The following is a 16,365-nucleotide window of genomic DNA, read 5'->3' as shown; positions in this document are numbered from 1 at the left end:
GCCAAGCGCCCGGAAACACGAGGGCGGCGGAGGGATGTCCGGCCGCGTTGACCGCTTGCGCGAAGGGCGCGTCCCAGGAACGGACACCGCGAAGAAGTGTGCTGGGGCTGAATAGAAACAGTGTCAGGCCGTCTGCTTGCTCGATTCAATTCCCACACAATTTCGAGGAACACCCGATGCGCTCCCCTGCTCTCCGGATGCGCGCCAGCATGCTGCTGGCCGCCACCCTTCTGCCCTTCTCCGCCTTCGCCGATGCCCTGTACCTCCAGCTCACGGACGTGGGCAGCGAGGTGGACGCCAGCGGCCTGACCGCGAGCACCGTGGCGGAGCGCACGCGCTATGGCATCAACGAGGCGCTGAAGAACGCCACCACGGAAGCCATCCTGATGGACCCCCAGCACGAGGGTTCGCCCGACGTGACGGTGAGCGCGAAGGTGACGCGGGCCGGGGAGAAGTACCGGCTGACGTACCTGCTGAGCACGACGCATTCACCGGTGCGCACCAAGACGTTGTCGTACGACTTCGTCAATCCCAGCCTGAGCGACAAGGGCTCGGTGGTGATGGCGCAGGCGGTGCTGAACGAGGCCCAGAAGCTGGAGGCCGCGAGCCAGGAGACGCCGGTGGCGGCGGCGGAGACGAACGAGGTGCCCCTGGCGCAGGCGGACGCGCCGATGGCGGAGGGCATGGGCCAGGACTCGTCGGGGCGCGAGCTGGAGACCGAGGAGCCGCGCCGCCGGGGCGGTGGCCGGACGAACCTGGACCTGGGTCTGGCGTTGGGCTTCAACAGCCCCTCCGGCATCTTCGGCGGTGAGATCGAGTACCGGGTGGTGCCCGTCCTGGGGCTCAACCTGAGCGCCGGCACGGGCGCCTGGGGCTTCCGGGTGGGGCCGGTGGCGCGCCTGTATCCGCTGGGCGAGTCGCGCACGAGCCCCTTCCTGGAGGCGGGCATGAGCTTCAACCTGGGCACGAAGTCGACGAGCACGCTCACCCTCAACGGCGAGACGGAGGAGTTCACGACGGAGAAGCTGCCCACGCCGGTGGCGACGCTGGCGGTCGGCATGCGTCAGTCGATGGGCCCCATGTACCTGGGTCTGCGCGCGGGCTGGGGCTTCCGCCTGCGTGAGGACAACTGGCGCACGTCGGACGGCCGCGACCCGAACCTCCTCGACGACCTCGATATCGCCACCAGCCAGCACGGCGGTTTCCTGGCCAGCGTCACGCTGGGCGTCACGCTCTTCTAGGCGGTGCTACGGGCGGGGCGCGGGAGCGGGTGAGCCCGCGTCCTGCCACGTCAGGCAGTGATGACCTCCAGGTGCCCTGGAGCTCGGGACCGGGGCCGGTCGCGCACGACGATCTGGACATCACTGCCCAGGAGGGTCAGGAAGCGAATCAGTCGCTCCGTCGAAAAGCCCGCCATGCGTCCACGCAGCAGGGCCGAAACCTTGGGCTGATCCACTCCCAGCAGCTTCGCAGCCGCTGCCTGGGTCAGCTTCTTCCTGGCAATGATGTCCGCGATCCTCGCCACGAGTTCCGCCTTGGCCAGAGCCTCCTCTGGCTGAGCGACCTCCAGGTCCCGGAAGACATTCCCACTGCTGGCTGTGAACTTCGGTCCGCTCTTCGCCATCTTTTGAAACATGCCAGCCCTGGCATATTAGCGGCAACGGCAGAAGCCGACATGCGGCCTCCCATTCCCACTGTCAGGCGCTAGGCTCGCGCGCCATGCCGGCCTCCCTGCTTGAAGTGTTCCTGGACCATGCCCGTCACGAACCCTCGCGCCCGTTGCTCTCGTTCGAGGGAGCTTCGTACACGCGAGGCCAGTTGGCGGAGCGGGTCACCGCGTTTGCTCGCGGACTCAAGGCCCGGGGGCTGGCTGCTGGCGACCGCGTCGCGCTCTTCCTGGAGAACAGCGACGCGTTCGTCGTCACGTGGCTGGGTGTCCAGGCCGCGGGCTGTGTCGCAGTGCTCGTCAACACCGCGTACCGCCAGGTGGAGCTGGCTCACATCCTCTCCGACGCGGAGGTGAAGGTCTGCGTCACCAGCACCTCCGGCGCCTCGGAGCTCGCGCCTCTTCGCGACCAACTCCCATCGTTGCAATGGCTCATCACCGTGGAGCCGCCTCCACCCGGGCTCCCCGCGTCCCTGCCCTCCGTGGCGTTCCAAGACGTGGTCGCACTGGGCTCCGCCTCCACCGCGTCCCTGCCGCTGCCCCGCGCGGAGGACCTCGCCGTGCTGGGCTACACGTCCGGCACCACCGGCCGCTCCAAGGGCGCCATGCTCCAGCACCGGCAGCTGCTCGCCAACGTGCGCGCTGTCACCGAAGCGTGGCGCTGGACCGACGCGGATCGGCTCCTGCTCACCCTTCCGCTCTTCCACACCCACGGCCTCATGGTGGGCCTCCACGGCACCCTCTTCACCGGCGCCAGCGTGGACCTGCGCCGCCGCTTCGTCGCTTCCGAAGCGCTCACCGCCCTGCACGACGACGCGTCCCTCACCCTCTTCTTCGGCGTGCCCACCATGTACGGCCGCCTCCTGGAGGAATCCCGCCGCACCGGCGTGACGCCGCATCCCTTGCGCCTGTGGGTCTCCGGCTCCGCCCCCTTGAGCCCCCAGCTGTGCCTGGACATCGAGGCGCGCTTCGGCGCCCGCATCCTGGAGCGCTACGGGATGACGGAGACCATCATGAACACCACCCAGCCCTACGACGGCGAACGCCGCCCCGGCACCGTGGGCATGCCCTTCCCCGGCCAGGAGGCCCGCGTCGTGGACGTGCGCTCCCGCCAGCCCCTGCCCCGCGGCGAGACGGGCGAAATCGAGGTCCGCGGCCCCCACGTCTTCACCGGCTACTGGCGCCGCCCGGACGCCACCGCCGAAGCCTTCGACGCCGAGGGCTGGTTCCGCACCGGCGACCTGGGCGAATGGGACCCGGACGGATTCCTGCGCATCACCGGCCGGGCTCGGGAGCTCATCATCAGCGGTGGCTTCAACATCTACCCCCGCGAAGTCGAAGAGGTCCTCACCGCGCACCCCGCCGTCGCCGAGGCCGCCGTCCTGGGCCTGCCCGACCCGGACTTCGGTGAGCAGGTCGTCGCCGTCATCGTCCCCCACCCCGGCGCCCCCACCGACGCCCAGGCCCTGGTGGACTGGTGCCGCGAACGGCTCGCCGCCTTCAAGAAGCCGCGCCGCGTCGTCTTCACCGACGCCCTGCCCCGCAACGCCTTGGGAAAGGTCCAGAAACACATCCTCAAGGAGCGCCTGGCCGGCTCCCAGGCCACATCCACCGCCACCTGACCAACAGAACCCACACCGGCCCCTGGCCGAACTGGCGCGCGGACCTACCTTCTCCCGCGAGAGAAAATGGAGCCACCGCCTGAAGTCCCAACCCACCCGCATCCCGTCCAGCCCGCCCCCGGCCTCCAGGCCGACAGGGGCCCCGGGCCGTGTGTGGGCGGTGGAGGGGGGCCGCGCATGAAGCGGTTGCTCATCGTGGACGACGAGCTCGCCATCGTGGAGGCGCTCGAGGACATCCTGTCCCTCGAAGGCTACGACATCGTCACCGCGTACAACGGCGACGAGGGCCTCCAGCGGCTCCTGGCCTCCAAGCCGGACCTGGTGCTGTTGGATTTGATGATGCCGGTGATGGACGGCGGAGAGCTGCTGCGCCGCATCCGCGCCCACCCGGACCTGTGCGACCTGCCCGTGGTGGTGATGAGCGCGGGCCGCCTCACGGACGAGGAGCGCCGCGCCAGCTCCCACTTCCTCGCCAAGCCCTTCGAGCTGGACGACCTGCTGGGCACCATCGCGAAGCAGCTGCCCGCGGAAGGGGCCCGCGCCTGACGGACGCCTAGCCCGGCGTCGCGCGGAAGAGGACGTCCCGGTAGTACTGCAGCTCGCTGATGCTGGAGCGCAGGTCCGCGAGCGCGGTGTGCCCGCTGGGCGGCTTGCGCGGCTCCACCAGCGCCGGATACCAGGCGCGCGTAATCACCTTGAGGCTCGTCACGTCCACCATGCGGTAGTGCAGGTAGCGGTCCACCATGGGCATGTGGTCGATGAGGAAGCGCCGGTCCGTGTGGATGGAGTTGCCCGCGAGGATGCCCTCGCCCAGGTCGCAGTAGTCCGCGATGAAGGACGTCACCTCGCGCTCCACCACGCGCAGGGACGACGTGGACGCGCGCACCTTCTCCAGCAGGCCGTTCTTCGTGTGCATCTCGCGCACGACGGGCTCCATGCGCTGGAGCATCTCCTCCGGCTGCCAGACGACGCGCTCGAACTCGCCCAGGGGGCGCAGGTCCGGGCCGGTGACGATGATGCCCACCTCGATGATGCCGCAGGTATTGGGGTCCAGCCCGGTCATCTCCAGGTCGAGCCACACGAAGCGGATGTCACGAGAAGCCATGTCCGGAAGGGTCCTGGTCGCGAAGAGGAAGACGTCCCCTATAGCAGCCCGGAGCCCCGGCGCACCCCCTCCGTGGACGAATCCTCCCGCGGCGCCCGCACGTCCGAGCACCGGACAAGCCGGTCGCGGGCCTAGAAGTCCACCAGCGCCTCGGCGGTCCACACGCCTTCCGGCCCCTGGCGCACGGAGACTTCGGTGAACGACGCGCCCGTCACCGCCACGTGGGTGCCATGGCGCGCCTGTCCCGCGCGCTCGCCAAAGCCGTGGCCGAAGAGGTTCAGCCCGTCCAGCCGCACCACGAAGCACTGGAAGCGCAGGCGCCGTCCGGCCATCGCGCCCACCACCGCGCGCAGCCAGTCCGCGAGCAGCTGATCATGGTCCGCGGACTGGCAGTCCACCTCCAGCTCCTCGTGCGCCTCCACACTCCGAGGGTCCGTCACCAACGCGCAGAGTCCCAGCGCCGCCATCTCGAAGGCCTGCTCCATGGAGCGGCCCACCCCCCGCACCCCGAGCGACTCCTCGCGCGTGAAGTGCTCCCAGTGCGTCCGAGGCCTGCGGTCTTCCGCATGCACGGTTTCCACATCCATACGACCTCCTCATGTCCTCGTCGTCATCCGCTTCCGGAACCCCTCAGAACCACCACCCGCCCGCCATGTCCGGCGCCACGCCCTCCGGCCGGGCGGGGCTGGCCTCCCGGGCGCGCGTGAGCCAGCGCCGCAGCTCGTCCTGGGTGAGCGCGGGGAAGATGTCGTAGGCCTCGGAGACCTCGCGCAGCGAGGGGTCCAGCGTCAGCGCGTGCACCGCGTCCGCGCGGCTCCGGACAAGCTCCAGCGCGCGCGGCGTCGCCACGCCCACCGCCACGATGCGCTGACGCACGCCCTGCTGCTTCAGCGCCAGGAGCGCCGCGGTCACGGTGGCGCCCGTCACCATCCCGTCATCCACCAGCAGCGCCGTGCAGCCGCGGATCCGCGGCGTGAGGCCGCCTCGCAGCTGCCGGGCCTGATGCTCCACGTCGTCCAGCTCCTCGTGCACGAAGCGCTGGAGCGTCTCCCCGGGCAGCTTCGCCTGGACCGCGGCCTGGGGGTCCAGGTACAGCCCGCCGCCCTCCGCCACCGCGCCCAGCAGGAGGCGGCCCCCCGGCACGCGCAGCCGGCGCGCCACCCACAGGTCCAGGGGAGCCCTCAATCCCCGGGCCACCTCATACGCCACGCGCAGCCCGCCGCGTGTCAGCCCCAGGACGCACACGTCCCCGGAGCGGTAGGGCGTCAACACCCCCGCGAGCTTCTGTCCCGCCTCCGCCCTGTCCCGGAAACGCATTGGCCAGCCTCCACCCCCGGAAGGTGCGCTTCCCTCCGGAGTGTGTCGGCGGAGGCACGTTCAGTGGCTCTCCTGGCGGCATGCCCGGGGGGCCAGGGCACCGCGAGCACCTCCCGCGCTAGGGTGCGGCCCATGACGCCCATCGCCCTCGTCGTCGGCAGTGCCAGTCCCCACCTCGGCCGTGCGCTCGCCCAGGCGTTCGGCGCGGAGCCGGTGGGAGTGAAGCGGGAGCGCTTTCCGGATGGAGAACTGCACATCGAGGTGCCCCCGGAGGAGGTGCGGGGCCGCCGCGTCGTCGTCCTCCAGTCCTCCACGCCGCCCGTGGGCGAGAACCTGATGGAGCTGCTGCTGCTCGCGGACGCGTGCTGGCGGGCGGGCGCGGCCTCGCTGGAGGCGGTGATTCCCTACGTCGGCTACGCGCGCCAGGACCGGCGGGCCCGGCCCGGCGAGCCCCTGGGCGGACGTCTGGTGGCCGACATGGTGTCCCACGGCCGCTTCGCGCGGGTGTTCACCGTGGACCTGCACAACCCGGCGCTGGAGGGCTGCTTCGGTGCCCCGCTGGAGCACCTGTCCGCGCTGCCGCTGCTGGCGGACGCGCTGCGCCCCCACGTCACCGACACGACCGTGGTGGTGGCGCCGGACCTGGGCGCGGTGAAGCGCGCGGAGGCGCTGGCGAAGCTGCTCGGCCGTCCGTGGGCGGTGGTGCACAAGGCGCGGCTGAGCGGCAACGAAGTGGAGACGCTGGGCCTGCTGGGCCAGGTGCGCGGCATGCGCCCCATCCTGGTGGACGACATGGTGTCCACCGGCGGCACGCTGGCGGCGGCGGCGAAGGAGCTCAAGGGCGAGGGCTGCGTGGACGACTTCATCCTCGCCACCACGCACGCCCTGCTGGTGGGCCCCGCGCTGGAGCGCCTGCGCGGCGTGCCCGTGAAGCGGCTGTTCAGCACGGACAGTGTGGAGCACCGGGAGGACCTGCCCTTCCCCCACCAGGTGGTGACGCTGGCCCCGCTGCTCTTGCGCGCACTGCGGCCCGACGCGCGTTAGTCTGCCCGGCCATGTCCGACACGCTTCTGACGCAGCTCGACGCCGGGGTCTTCTCCGTCACCTTCAACCGGCCGGAGAAGAAGAACGCCTTCACCCACGCCATGTACGAGGCCGCCACCGCCGCCCTCCAGGAGGCGGACCGCCGCGACGACGTCCGGGTGGTGCTCCTGTCCGGCGCGGGCGGCGCGTTCACGGCGGGCAACGACATTGGCGACTTCCTGGAGCACCCGCCCACGGGCGAGGACAGCGCGGTGTTCCAGTACCTGCGCGCCCTGGCGGGCCTCTCCAAGCCCGTGCTCGCGGCGGTGGAGGGCGCGGCGGTGGGCATCGGCACCACCATGCTCCTGCACTGCGACTACGTGGTGGCCGGGGAGAAGGCGCGCTTCAGCATGCCCTTCGTCAACCTGGGCCTGTGCGCGGAAGGCGCCAGCAGCCTGCTCCTGCCGCGCGCGGCGGGCTTCGCGCTGGCGTCGGAGCTGCTGCTCTTCGGCGACCCGTTCGACGCGGCCACCGCGCTGCGCGCCGGCATCATCAACAAGGCCGTCCCGGAGGCGCAGCTGAAGGAAGTGGCCACCGAGCGCGCCCGCGCCCTGGCCCAGCGTCCCGCCCAGGCCCTGAAGGTGACCAAGGCGCTCATCCGCGGGCCGCTGCGTGAGCAGGTGGACGCCGCCCTCAAGCGCGAGGGCGCCGAGTTCGTCCAGCGCCTCGCCTCCGACGAAGCGAAGGAAGCCTTCATGTCCTTCATGTCGCGCGGCCGGAAGTAGTCCCGCTCGCTTCGCGACGAAGGCATCACCTACCGGGTCCGCGTGCATGTCACGCGGACCCGGTGTCGTTTCAGGTGAGGACTACCGGGGCGCGGGCGGCGCCTGCGGCGTCTTGGCCGGCTTGCCGGACAGGAAGGCCCCGATGCTCGCGCCCTGGGCCTCCTTCAGCGCGATGCACTGGTCCACGATCTCCAGCACCTGCCGCAGCACGCGCTCGGAGCCGGGCACCTTGTCCACGCGCGGCTCGAAGAAGGCGGCCACCTCCTGGCGCTTGGTCGCGTCGCAGTAGCCGGCGCCCATGTACGGCAGCCGCGAGCCCATGCCTTCCGGCAGCAGGCCCGGCTTGTCGTCGGTGCCCACCAGCGTGTCGAAGTTCGCCTTCAGGAACTCCACCGCGGTGTCGCGGGTGCGCGGGTCGCGCGACGCGCCCATCAGGAGCCACAGGTTCTCACGCATGTCCTGCTTCGGGTCGAGCAGCAGCTCCAGGTTCGCCTTCACCAGCTTCGGGTCGGTGACGTGGCTCAGGCCGCCCAGCAGCTGCTGGCGCTGGTAGCGGCTCTGCTCGCCGCGCAGGGCCTCCATCAGCTTCGAGTGCAGGGCCGCGTCGCCGTGCTCCACCGCGATGGCGAGCACCGCGCCCACGACGTCCGGCGCCACCGCCTTGCGGTCCTTGAGCCACTGCTCCGCCAGCGTGCGCGCTTCGGCGACGAGCTTCGGGTCGTTGCCCTCGTTGCCGGCGAGCTCCAGCAGGCGCGGACGCAAGAGGCGCAGGTCCTCGCTCTCACCGGCGCGGGGCTTGAAGCCCAGCTTGCGCGCGCGCGGCCCGAAGGTGTCCCGGACGTAGCGGGCGCGGTCCGCGTCCTGCGCTTCCGGGAGCAGCCGCGACGACACCAGGTCCATCAGCTCCAGGCCCGCCTCCAGCACCTGCCGGTCCGGGTCCTCCGCCACGCCGGTGAGCAGCGGCAGCGCGTCCGTCGCGGGCATGAGCCCCGCCTTCGCCAGCGCCAGCGAGTCGCTCAGCAGCACCACCCGCTCCGCGCGCGACAGCTTCGACAGGCCGGACTTCATCAGCTTCGCGTGCGCATCGCCCGCCAGGCGCATGCGGTAGTAGCCCGCGCCGTCCGCGTTGGGGAACACCCACGCCGGGCACGCCTTCGCCTCCGTCAGGGCGACCTCCGCCTTCTCCTCCGTCATCAGCGTGCACGCGGTGGCGTCCTTGCCCGCGCCCGGGTACTTCACGCACACCGGCACCTTCCACGACTGCGCCTCCGGGGCCTTGGAGCCCAGGCGCACGTAGCGCTGCTGGGTGAGGGCCACGCGCGGCTTGCCGCCGTCACACAGCAGGGTCGCGGTGATGAAGGGCGCGCCCGTCTGGTCCAGGAAGCTGTTCATCACCTGGGCCACGTCCTTGCCGGACTCCTGCGACAGCGCGTCCAGGAAGTCCTTCGCGGTGGCGTTCTTGCCCGCGTGCGCGCGGATGTAGCGCTGGATGCCCTTCTGGAAGACGTCTCGACCCAGCCACGTCTCCGCCATGGCCAGCACCGCGCTGCCCTTGCCGTAGGTGATGCCGTCGAAGGCGTTCTCGATGTCACCCGCGTTCTGGATGGGCTGACGGATGAAGCGCGCGGCGACCAGGCTGTCCGCGTCCAGCGCGTCGTTGCGGGACTGCACGCGCTCCACCGGCGCGTCCCACGTGGGCTGGTACGACTCCATGATGCGCGGGGTCATCCACGAGGCGAAGGACTCGTTGAGCCACAGGTCGTCCCACCACGCCATGGTGACCAGGTCGCCGAACCACTGGTGCGCCAGCTCGTGCACCTGCACGTTCGCGAACGCGCGCTGGCGCCAGACGGCGTCCTCCTCCGGCTTCGCCAGGATGAGGCGCGAGTTGAACGTGACGAGGCCCGGGTTCTCCATGGCGCCGCCCATCAGCGGCACCGCGAGCACGTCCAGCTTCTCGTACGCGTAGGGGATGCCGAAGTAGCCCTCCAGGCGCTCCAGGATCTCCGGCGTCACCTTCGCGGCCCACGCGCCTTCGCTCGCACGGCCGCGCGGCGTGATGATGCGCGTCTTCACCTGCTTCTGCCCGGCGTCGCGCGCGGGCAGGAAGTCGAACGGGCCCACGCCGAAGGCGATGAGGTAGCTGGGCAGGGGCTGCGTGGGGGCGAAGCGGTAGATGTGCCAGCCGTCCGCGCCCTTCTCCTCCGCCAGCTGCGGCGTGTTGGTGACGGCCACGTTGCCTTCCGGCACGTGGAAGGTGAGCTGCCACGGCACCTTGAAGCCGGGCTCGTCGAAGGACGGGAAGGCGCGGCGCGCGCCCAGCGGCTCGAACTGCGTGTAGATGTACCAGTCGCCGTCCTCGTTGACGCGGAAGGCGCCGGAGGTCTCGCGCTCGGACGCGGTGCCCGTGTACGTGAGGTGCAGCTTCGCGCCGCCCGCGGCCAGGGGCTTCTCCAGCGTCAGGCCGAGGAAGTCCTCGCCGGAGGAGGAGGCCTTGAGCGTCTGCGTGACGCCCCCCTGCTCCAGCGTGGCCTCCTTCACGATGAGGCCCTTGCCGTGCATCCAGATGACGTTCGTGGCCTTGGCCACCTCCAGCATGACGTCGACGGTGCCTTCGAAGGTCTCCGCCTTCGGATCCATCTTCAGGACGATGGCGTACTTCGTGGGCCGCACGTCGTCCGGCAGCCGCAGCGTGGGGGGCGTGGGCGCTGTGGCCGCCTGGATGGCGGGCGGCGTTTCAACGGCACCAGGAGCGGGAGCGTTACCCTGACGGGCACCGCATGCCGCAAGGAAGGTTGCGGTGGCCAGGGCCACCGGACGGAGCAGGTTGGGCATGGCCGCGCAGTGTGGACCAGAGCAGCCTGGCAAGGTAGCGACGAGCGTGCGACGCGTGGCCTTGCTGTCAGGTCGTGTTCGCGATGGAGTGCGCCGCCGTGTCCGCTCCCCTCTCTTCGCATCCGCTGCCATCGCAAACGAACACCCCTCCCGAGGGGAAAAGGCCGCCGGAGCACCTGCGCCGCATCATCGGGTCGCCGCCGGGCCCCATCGTGGCGTTCCTGACGCGCGGCGTCTGGGCGCTGCTCACGGCGATGTCACCCAAGGCGCGGGATGCGCTCGCACGCTTCGTGGCGAACCTGGCCTACACGCTGGGCATCCGCCGCAAGGTGGCGCTGGACAACCTGGCGCACGCCATGCCGGAGAAGAGTGAAGCCGAGCGCCACGACATCGCGCGGGGTGCGTACCTCACCATGGCGCGCGTGGTGGTGGAGTCGCTGCCGTCCGGGGACCGGATGACGCCGGACTGGGACCAGCAGGGCATCGAGGGAGAGGAGGCGTTCGCGGCGCTGAAGGCGCACGTGGCCACGGGCAAGGGCGCGCTGCTGGTGACGGCGCACTTCGGCAACTGGGAGCTGGTGGGCCAGATGCTGATCCGCTGGGGCATCCCGCTCAACGCGCTGGTGCGGCCGCTCAAGGGCGCGCTGAACACGCGCATCGCGGTGAACCGGCTGGGCGCGGGCGCGGGGCTCATCTACCCGAAGGGCGCGATCCAAGAGATTACGGACGCGGTGAACCGCGGCGAGTCCGCGTACATGCTGCTGGACCAGGCGCTGCCCGCGAAGTCCGCGGTGTTCGTCCCCTTCTTCGGCCGGCTCGCGTCCACGACGCCCGCGATGGCGGTGGCAGCAGAGCGCACGGGCGTGCCGGTGTTCGTGGTGATGGGCGTGCGGCCCCCCGGCCCGGGTGCGCGCTACAAGCTGGAGGTGGAGGGCCCCATCCTCCCGCCGCAGCCCGGCGAGTGCGCGGACCCCATCACCGAGCACACCGCGCGAGTCACCGCCGCACTGGAGCGCGCCATCCGCCGGCATCCGGAGCAGTGGCTGTGGCTGCATCGCCGATGGAAGGTGCAGCCTCCGGCGCTCGCGACGGCGCCGTCGCCCGGCCTCACCGGGGGCACGCCGCAGAAGTAATCCGCTACTCCACGACGACGCGGCGCAGGTGCGCGCCCAGGCGTGTCACCAGCTCGTAGTGGATGGTCTGCGCCCAGCCGGCCAGCGACTCGGCGGACACGGACTCTTCTCCGTCGCGGCCCAGGAGCGTGGCTGTCACCGGGCACTCGTCGGACGTGGCGCGCGTCACGTCCACCATCAGGTGGTTCATCATCACGCGGCCCAGCACCGCGCACCGCCGCCCGTTCACCAGCACGTGCGCCTTGCCGGACGCGAGGCGCGGGTAGCCGTCGTAGTAGCCCACCGGCAATACAGCGATGCGCGTGGGCTCCGGGCAGCGGTACGTGCAGCCGTAGCCCACGTACGCACCCGCCGGCAGCCACTTCACCACCTGGCTCTTGCAGCGCCACGACAGCACCGGCTTGAGCACCGGCAGCTCGCCCAGCACCAACCGCGCGGACAGCCGCGTCTCCGGCGAGGGCCACAGGCCGTACAGCGAGATGCCCACGCGCGCCGCCTCGTAGCGCGCCCGGGGCAGCACCAGCGCCGCGGCGCTCGCGGCGATGTGCCGCTGCAACGGCTTCGCGGGCTTCAGCTGCGCGGTCAGGTGCCCCAGCGCCGTCTCGAACGCGTCCAGCTGCGCCAGCGCGTACGCCTGCTCCGTCACGTCCTCCGTGTTGGCGAAGTGGCTGAGCACGCCCACCAGCTCGAACACGTCCGGCGCGTCCGCGAGGAACGCCGTCTCGCGCGGAAGCTGATCCAACGTGAAGCCCTCGCGGCCCAGGCCCGTGTCGATGTGCACGTGCACGCGCAGGGGACGCACCAGCTTCGCCGCGCGCAAGGAAGGCACCGCGTCCGCCCAGGAGCGGTCCGCCACCACCACGTCGATGCCCTGGTGCGCCAGCACCACGGCCTCCTCCGGGGCCACCGCGCCCAGCACCACCACCTGCCGCGCGGGCAGGCCGTGCCTGGCTTCGTGCGCGCGCACCGTGAGCGCGTCCTGCGGCGCGATGAAGTAGAGGACGTCCACGCCCGCGTGCACCAGCGGCAGCACCTGGGCCAGGCCGTGGCCGTAGGCGTTGCCCTTGAGCACCGCGCCCAGCGCCCGAGGTGTAGGACCGGTGGACTCCAGCGCGCGGAACGCCGCCACGTTGTGCTTGAGGTGGGATGCGCTCACCTCCAGCCACGAGGAGTACACCGCGTCACCAGGCCCGACGCCGAGCCCCACACCGACTTCTTCCACGTTCACACCTCCGCACCAGCAACGTCCCGGAAGGCTCTACCAGCAAAGCGCAGGCCATGGGCGTCCGTGGCCAGAGGGCCACGGAGGGTGGGACGCCGGCTGGATGCCACCCGGGCGGACGAGGGTGGAAGGGGGGCGCCCTGCACGGCCAGGGGGGCGTGCTCGGGTGGACACGCGCGACGCGGCATCGTGTCCCGGGGGACACCCGACAGGTGGGAGCCTCTGCGCGACATGTCGGGTGAACCGGCGGCGCGACAGGGGCCGGTGCTAGTGTCCCCTGCCGTGGCCGCACCTGAATTGCCCCTAGCCCAGGCTTTCATGACCGCCCGAGGAAAGACGGAGCCGGCAGGCGCCCTCTCCGTCCTCCAGGAGCGGCTGGCCCAGGCCCTGGACGCGGCCCGGCAGTCCTGGCCGGGCATCCTGTTGGAGGGACCGCGCTTCGCGGCGCACCTGGCCCGGCTGGTCCCCGCGGACGGCCACGAGGACGCGTGGGGCAGGCTGCACATGGCGGACGTGTACCTGGCCCGGGCGGCGGCGGACGGGCTGCCCACGGCGCTCGCCACGTTCGAGGAGCGCCTGATGCCGGAGGTGGACGCGGCGGTGGCGCGGCTGAAGCTGCCCCCGGCCGGGCTGGATGAAGTCCGGCAGGCGCTGCGGCAGCGGATGCTGGTGGGCAGCGCGGAGGCTCCGGCGCGGCTGGCGGCGTACCCGGGCACGGGGCCACTGGCGGGCTGGGTGCGCGCGGCGGCGCTGTGGCTGGCGCTGGACTGGCAGCGGCAGCGCTCGGGGCAGGCGCAGTCGGAGGACGGCGACCTGTCCATGCTGGTGGCGCCGGGGGACGACCCGGAGCTGGCGTACCTCAAGCAGACGTACCGCGCGGAGTTCAGCGCGTCGTTCCAGGCGGCGCTGGCGGCCCTGTCCGCGCGGCAGCGCAACTTCCTGCGGCTGAAGTACCTGGACGGGCTGGGCATCGACCAACTGGGCGCGCTGTACGGCGTGCACCGCTCCACGGCGGCGCGGTGGGTGGTGGGCGCGCAGGAGGAGCTGCTGGACGGGACGCGGCAGCGGCTGACGGAGCGGCTGCGGCTGACGCGCTCGCAGTTGGACAGCGTGCTGCGGCTCATCTCCAGCCAGCTGGACGTGAGCCTGAGCCGGCTGTTGCGCACGCCCTCCGAGTAACGCGGCGCGCGACGCCTCGTCCCCGCGCGAGGTGCCCGAGATTCCGGGCGGGGCATTCGAGGCCAGTGCGTTAAAGAGGGTGGAGGATGCGAACGCTCTTCATCGGAGATGTGCACGGCTGTTCCAGTGAGCTGGACGCGCTCCTGAAGGCGTGTGACTGGCAGCCCGGCGACCGGGTGGTGCTGGTGGGCGACCTGGTGGCGAAGGGGCCGGACTCCGCGGGCGTGGTGCGGCGGGCGCGCGAGCACGGCTTCCAGGCGGTGAAGGGCAACCACGACGCGCACGTGCTGCGCTGGCACGGAGGCCACGCGTCGAAGGGCAAGAAGCTCAAGCCGGAGCACCGGCAGGTGCTGGACACGCTGAGCGCCGCGGACTGGGCCTGGATGGAGCGGCTGCCCTCCTACCTGCGCTTCCCGGACCTGAACGCGCTGGCGGTGCACGCGGGGCTGGTGCCGGGGGTGCCGCTCGAGGAGCAGAAGGAGGAGTTCCTCTTCAACCTGCGCAGCATCGCGGCGGACGGGACGCCGTCGAAGCGGCTGGAGGCGGGCGAGCCGTGGGGCAGCCTGTGGCAGGGCCCGGAGCTGGTCCTCTTCGGCCACGACGCCATGCGCGGCCTGCAGAAGCACCCCTTCGCGGTGGGCCTGGACTCCGGCTGCGTCTACGGCGGCAAGCTCACCGCGTACATCCTGCCGGAGGGGAAGTTCTACTCCGTGCCGGCGGCCCGCGCGTACATGACGCTGTAGGCGCGGGCCTCTCGCGCGCGGGCGCTCAGGGCTTCGCGCTCAGCGTCTTCACGGCCTGCATGGCGCGCTCGTTCTTCGGATCCGCCTTGAGCAGCTTCTGGTACACGGCGAGCGCTTCGGCCTTCTTGCCGGCCTGCATGTAGGCCATGCCCAGGCCGCCCTGCGCCTCCGCGTCGTCCGGGAAGAGGGCCGCGTTCTCCTGGAACACCTTCAGGCCGTCCTCCGTCTTGCCGGACATCATCATCCCGTACCCCACCTGGGTGAGCACCTGCGGCGGCAGGCCACTCCCCTTCGTCTTCCGTGCCCAGGCGATGACCGCGTCCGCGCCCTTCACCCGCGAGAGCAGGTCCGCCGTCATCTCCGGCGACTCAAGGTGGTCCGGCAGGGGCCCCCAGCCGTACTCCGCGGCGATGCTCGCGATGAGCCGCTCGAAGAGCAGCACGCCGTTGTCCGAGTTGGCCATCAGCACCACGCCGCTGCCGGTGTCCCCCAGCGTCACCACCGTGGCGGTGAAGCCGTCATTCCATCCCCCGTGACTGAAGCGGTCCGGCGCGTCCTCCAGCATGAAGCCCAGCCCGTAGGGCCCGGACTGCTTCGTGAGCAGCTGATGCGTCATCGCCTGCGACAGCACGCGCTTCGACTCGCCGGCCTTCGCCTTCGCCACCTCCAGTTGGAGGAGCGCCAGGTCGGACGGCGTCGTCCACAGCCCCGCGGGCGCCAGCTCCGGGTAGACCTTCCAGCGGCCCTCCACGGCCTCTCCGCTCGCGCGCGTGCCCGCGGCCGTGCGCGCGGCGAGCGCCGGGGGCAACGGCTGTTCGAACGTGCTGTGCTTCATCCCCACCGGGTCCAGCACCGCCTCCTTCATGAGCTGGGGGAAGGGCTTCTTCGCCAGGTCCGTGAGCAGCGCCTGGACGACGACGTAGCCGCCGCCGCTGTAGCGGGCCTCCGTGCCGGGCACCTTGTCCACGCGCACGGCCTCCGTGTTCGCGGGCTTCTCACCGTCGAGGATCTGCTGGAGCGTGGGCAGGGGTTCTCCCACGCCGTAGCCGGGGAAGCCGTGCACGGTGAGCCCCGCGCTGTGACTGAGCAGCCGGCGCAGCGTCACCTTCTGCTCGCACGTGAAGCTGTTGTCGGGGACCTTCCAGGTCTTCAGCGCATCATTGATGTTCGCGTCGAGCGACACCTGGCCCTGCTCCACTGCGCGCAGCGCGGCCAGCGCCGTCACCGGCTTGCTGATGGACGCGGCCTGGAACAGCGTCTCCAGCGTGACGGGGTCCTTGCCGCCGGCCTGCGTTACGCCATACGCCTTGCTCCACACCACGGCGTTCTTGTCGAACACCGTCACGCTCAGCCCCGGGATGCGGTACAGCGCCATCCAGCGCCGCACGTCGAGGGCTTGGGGCTTCTCCCCTGGCAAGGCCAGCGGCGCGAGGCCCGCCTCCACCCTGGCGATGCGGCCCGCTTCGGAGGGCCGCGCCGTCCACCGCGTGACGGGCGGCGGGGCGGCTTTGGGTACGTCAGCCGCCGTGAGCAGGACGACCGCCGTACAGCCCAGGAACAACACCGGGACGAAGCGAGGGACGGCTTGGGGCATGACGCGCTCCAGGGTTGACCCGCGGGAGGGGGCCCGCGGACACGGACGGTCAACCTACGGGGTCATGGATGCCTCTGGGCCTTGGCTCCTCCCTGTGCTCGTCATGGTTTGGCCATGGCTCGAGCAGGGATGGAGGGCTCC

General features: G+C 71.3%; 15 protein-coding genes. 8 read left to right on the top strand and 7 right to left on the bottom strand.

What is annotated here, in order from left to right; genetic code table 11:
* Positions 1–176 precede the first annotated feature (176 nt).
* The gene (locus D7X30_RS32870; RefSeq protein ID WP_147443377.1) at positions 177–1,241 is read left to right on the top strand and encodes a hypothetical protein; all 1,065 of its coding nucleotides are present in this window, start codon (positions 177–179) and stop codon (positions 1,239–1,241) included.
* Positions 1,242–1,291: 50 nt separating this feature from the next.
* On the opposite strand, the gene D7X30_RS32865 is transcribed toward D7X30_RS32870, so the two are convergent.
* Positions 1,292–1,624, bottom strand: coding sequence for a helix-turn-helix domain-containing protein (locus tag D7X30_RS32865; protein ID WP_120566926.1), 333 nt, complete (start codon positions 1,622–1,624; stop codon positions 1,292–1,294).
* Positions 1,625–1,719: 95 nt separating this feature from the next.
* On the opposite strand from D7X30_RS32865, the gene D7X30_RS32860 reads away from it, so the two are divergent.
* Together D7X30_RS32860 and D7X30_RS32855 are read left to right on the top strand one after the other, a co-directional pair.
* The gene (locus D7X30_RS32860) at positions 1,720–3,288 is read left to right on the top strand and encodes an AMP-binding protein (RefSeq protein ID WP_120566925.1); all 1,569 of its coding nucleotides are present in this window, start codon (positions 1,720–1,722) and stop codon (positions 3,286–3,288) included.
* Between the two features lie 177 nt (positions 3,289–3,465).
* On the top strand, positions 3,466–3,834 hold the full coding sequence (locus D7X30_RS32855) for a response regulator (RefSeq protein ID WP_120566924.1): 369 nt from the start codon (positions 3,466–3,468) through the stop codon (positions 3,832–3,834).
* Positions 3,835–3,841: 7 nt separating this feature from the next.
* Here the strand turns inward: D7X30_RS32855 and orn are convergent, their stop codons facing one another.
* From orn to D7X30_RS32840, 3 genes are all read right to left on the bottom strand, one after another.
* Positions 3,842–4,393, bottom strand: coding sequence for an oligoribonuclease (orn, locus tag D7X30_RS32850; RefSeq protein ID WP_014393105.1), 552 nt, complete (start codon positions 4,391–4,393; stop codon positions 3,842–3,844).
* A gap of 131 nt (positions 4,394–4,524) precedes the next feature.
* Entirely contained in the window at positions 4,525–4,980 is a 456-nt protein-coding gene (locus D7X30_RS32845; RefSeq protein WP_120566923.1) for an archease, read from the bottom strand.
* Between the two features lie 43 nt (positions 4,981–5,023).
* Positions 5,024–5,710, bottom strand: a complete 687-nt coding sequence (locus D7X30_RS32840) for a phosphoribosyltransferase (RefSeq protein WP_120566922.1) — start codon at positions 5,708–5,710, stop codon at positions 5,024–5,026.
* 123 nt (positions 5,711–5,833) lie between these two features.
* Between D7X30_RS32840 and D7X30_RS32835 the strand changes: the two genes are divergently transcribed.
* The gene (locus D7X30_RS32835; RefSeq protein WP_120566921.1) at positions 5,834–6,754 is read left to right on the top strand and encodes a ribose-phosphate pyrophosphokinase; all 921 of its coding nucleotides are present in this window, start codon (positions 5,834–5,836) and stop codon (positions 6,752–6,754) included.
* 11 nt (positions 6,755–6,765) lie between these two features.
* The gene (locus D7X30_RS32830; protein ID WP_120566920.1) at positions 6,766–7,518 is read left to right on the top strand and encodes an enoyl-CoA hydratase; all 753 of its coding nucleotides are present in this window, start codon (positions 6,766–6,768) and stop codon (positions 7,516–7,518) included.
* An 81-nt stretch (positions 7,519–7,599) separates the two neighbouring features.
* On the opposite strand, the gene D7X30_RS32825 is transcribed toward D7X30_RS32830, so the two are convergent.
* The gene (locus D7X30_RS32825) at positions 7,600–10,353 is read right to left on the bottom strand and encodes a M1 family metallopeptidase (protein ID WP_120566919.1); all 2,754 of its coding nucleotides are present in this window, start codon (positions 10,351–10,353) and stop codon (positions 7,600–7,602) included.
* 98 nt (positions 10,354–10,451) lie between these two features.
* Here D7X30_RS32825 and D7X30_RS32820 point away from each other — a divergent pair, with 98 nt between their 5' ends.
* Positions 10,452–11,486, top strand: coding sequence for a lysophospholipid acyltransferase family protein (locus D7X30_RS32820; protein ID WP_370051870.1), 1,035 nt, complete (start codon positions 10,452–10,454; stop codon positions 11,484–11,486).
* A gap of 4 nt (positions 11,487–11,490) precedes the next feature.
* Here the strand turns inward: D7X30_RS32820 and alr are convergent, their stop codons facing one another.
* Positions 11,491–12,708, bottom strand: coding sequence for an alanine racemase (gene alr / locus D7X30_RS32815; RefSeq protein WP_199724618.1), 1,218 nt, complete (start codon positions 12,706–12,708; stop codon positions 11,491–11,493).
* Positions 12,709–13,026: 318 nt separating this feature from the next.
* On the opposite strand from alr, the gene D7X30_RS32810 reads away from it, so the two are divergent.
* Positions 13,027–13,887, top strand: coding sequence for a sigma-70 family RNA polymerase sigma factor (locus tag D7X30_RS32810; RefSeq protein WP_120566917.1), 861 nt, complete (start codon positions 13,027–13,029; stop codon positions 13,885–13,887).
* Positions 13,888–13,973: 86 nt separating this feature from the next.
* Positions 13,974–14,630, top strand: a complete 657-nt coding sequence (locus tag D7X30_RS32805; RefSeq protein ID WP_120566916.1) for a metallophosphoesterase — start codon at positions 13,974–13,976, stop codon at positions 14,628–14,630.
* Between the two features lie 25 nt (positions 14,631–14,655).
* On the opposite strand, the gene D7X30_RS32800 is transcribed toward D7X30_RS32805, so the two are convergent.
* On the bottom strand, positions 14,656–16,224 hold the full coding sequence (locus D7X30_RS32800) for a serine hydrolase (protein WP_120566915.1): 1,569 nt from the start codon (positions 16,222–16,224) through the stop codon (positions 14,656–14,658).
* Between the last annotated feature and the right edge of the window lie 141 nt (positions 16,225–16,365).

The sequence above is a fragment of the Corallococcus sp. AB011P genome, from assembly GCF_003611605.1.
GTDB classification, from domain to species: Bacteria; Myxococcota; Myxococcia; order Myxococcales; family Myxococcaceae; genus Corallococcus; species Corallococcus coralloides.
The sequence above is the reverse complement of the archived record's forward strand: the minus strand, read 5'-3'. Positions and strand labels throughout refer to the sequence as shown.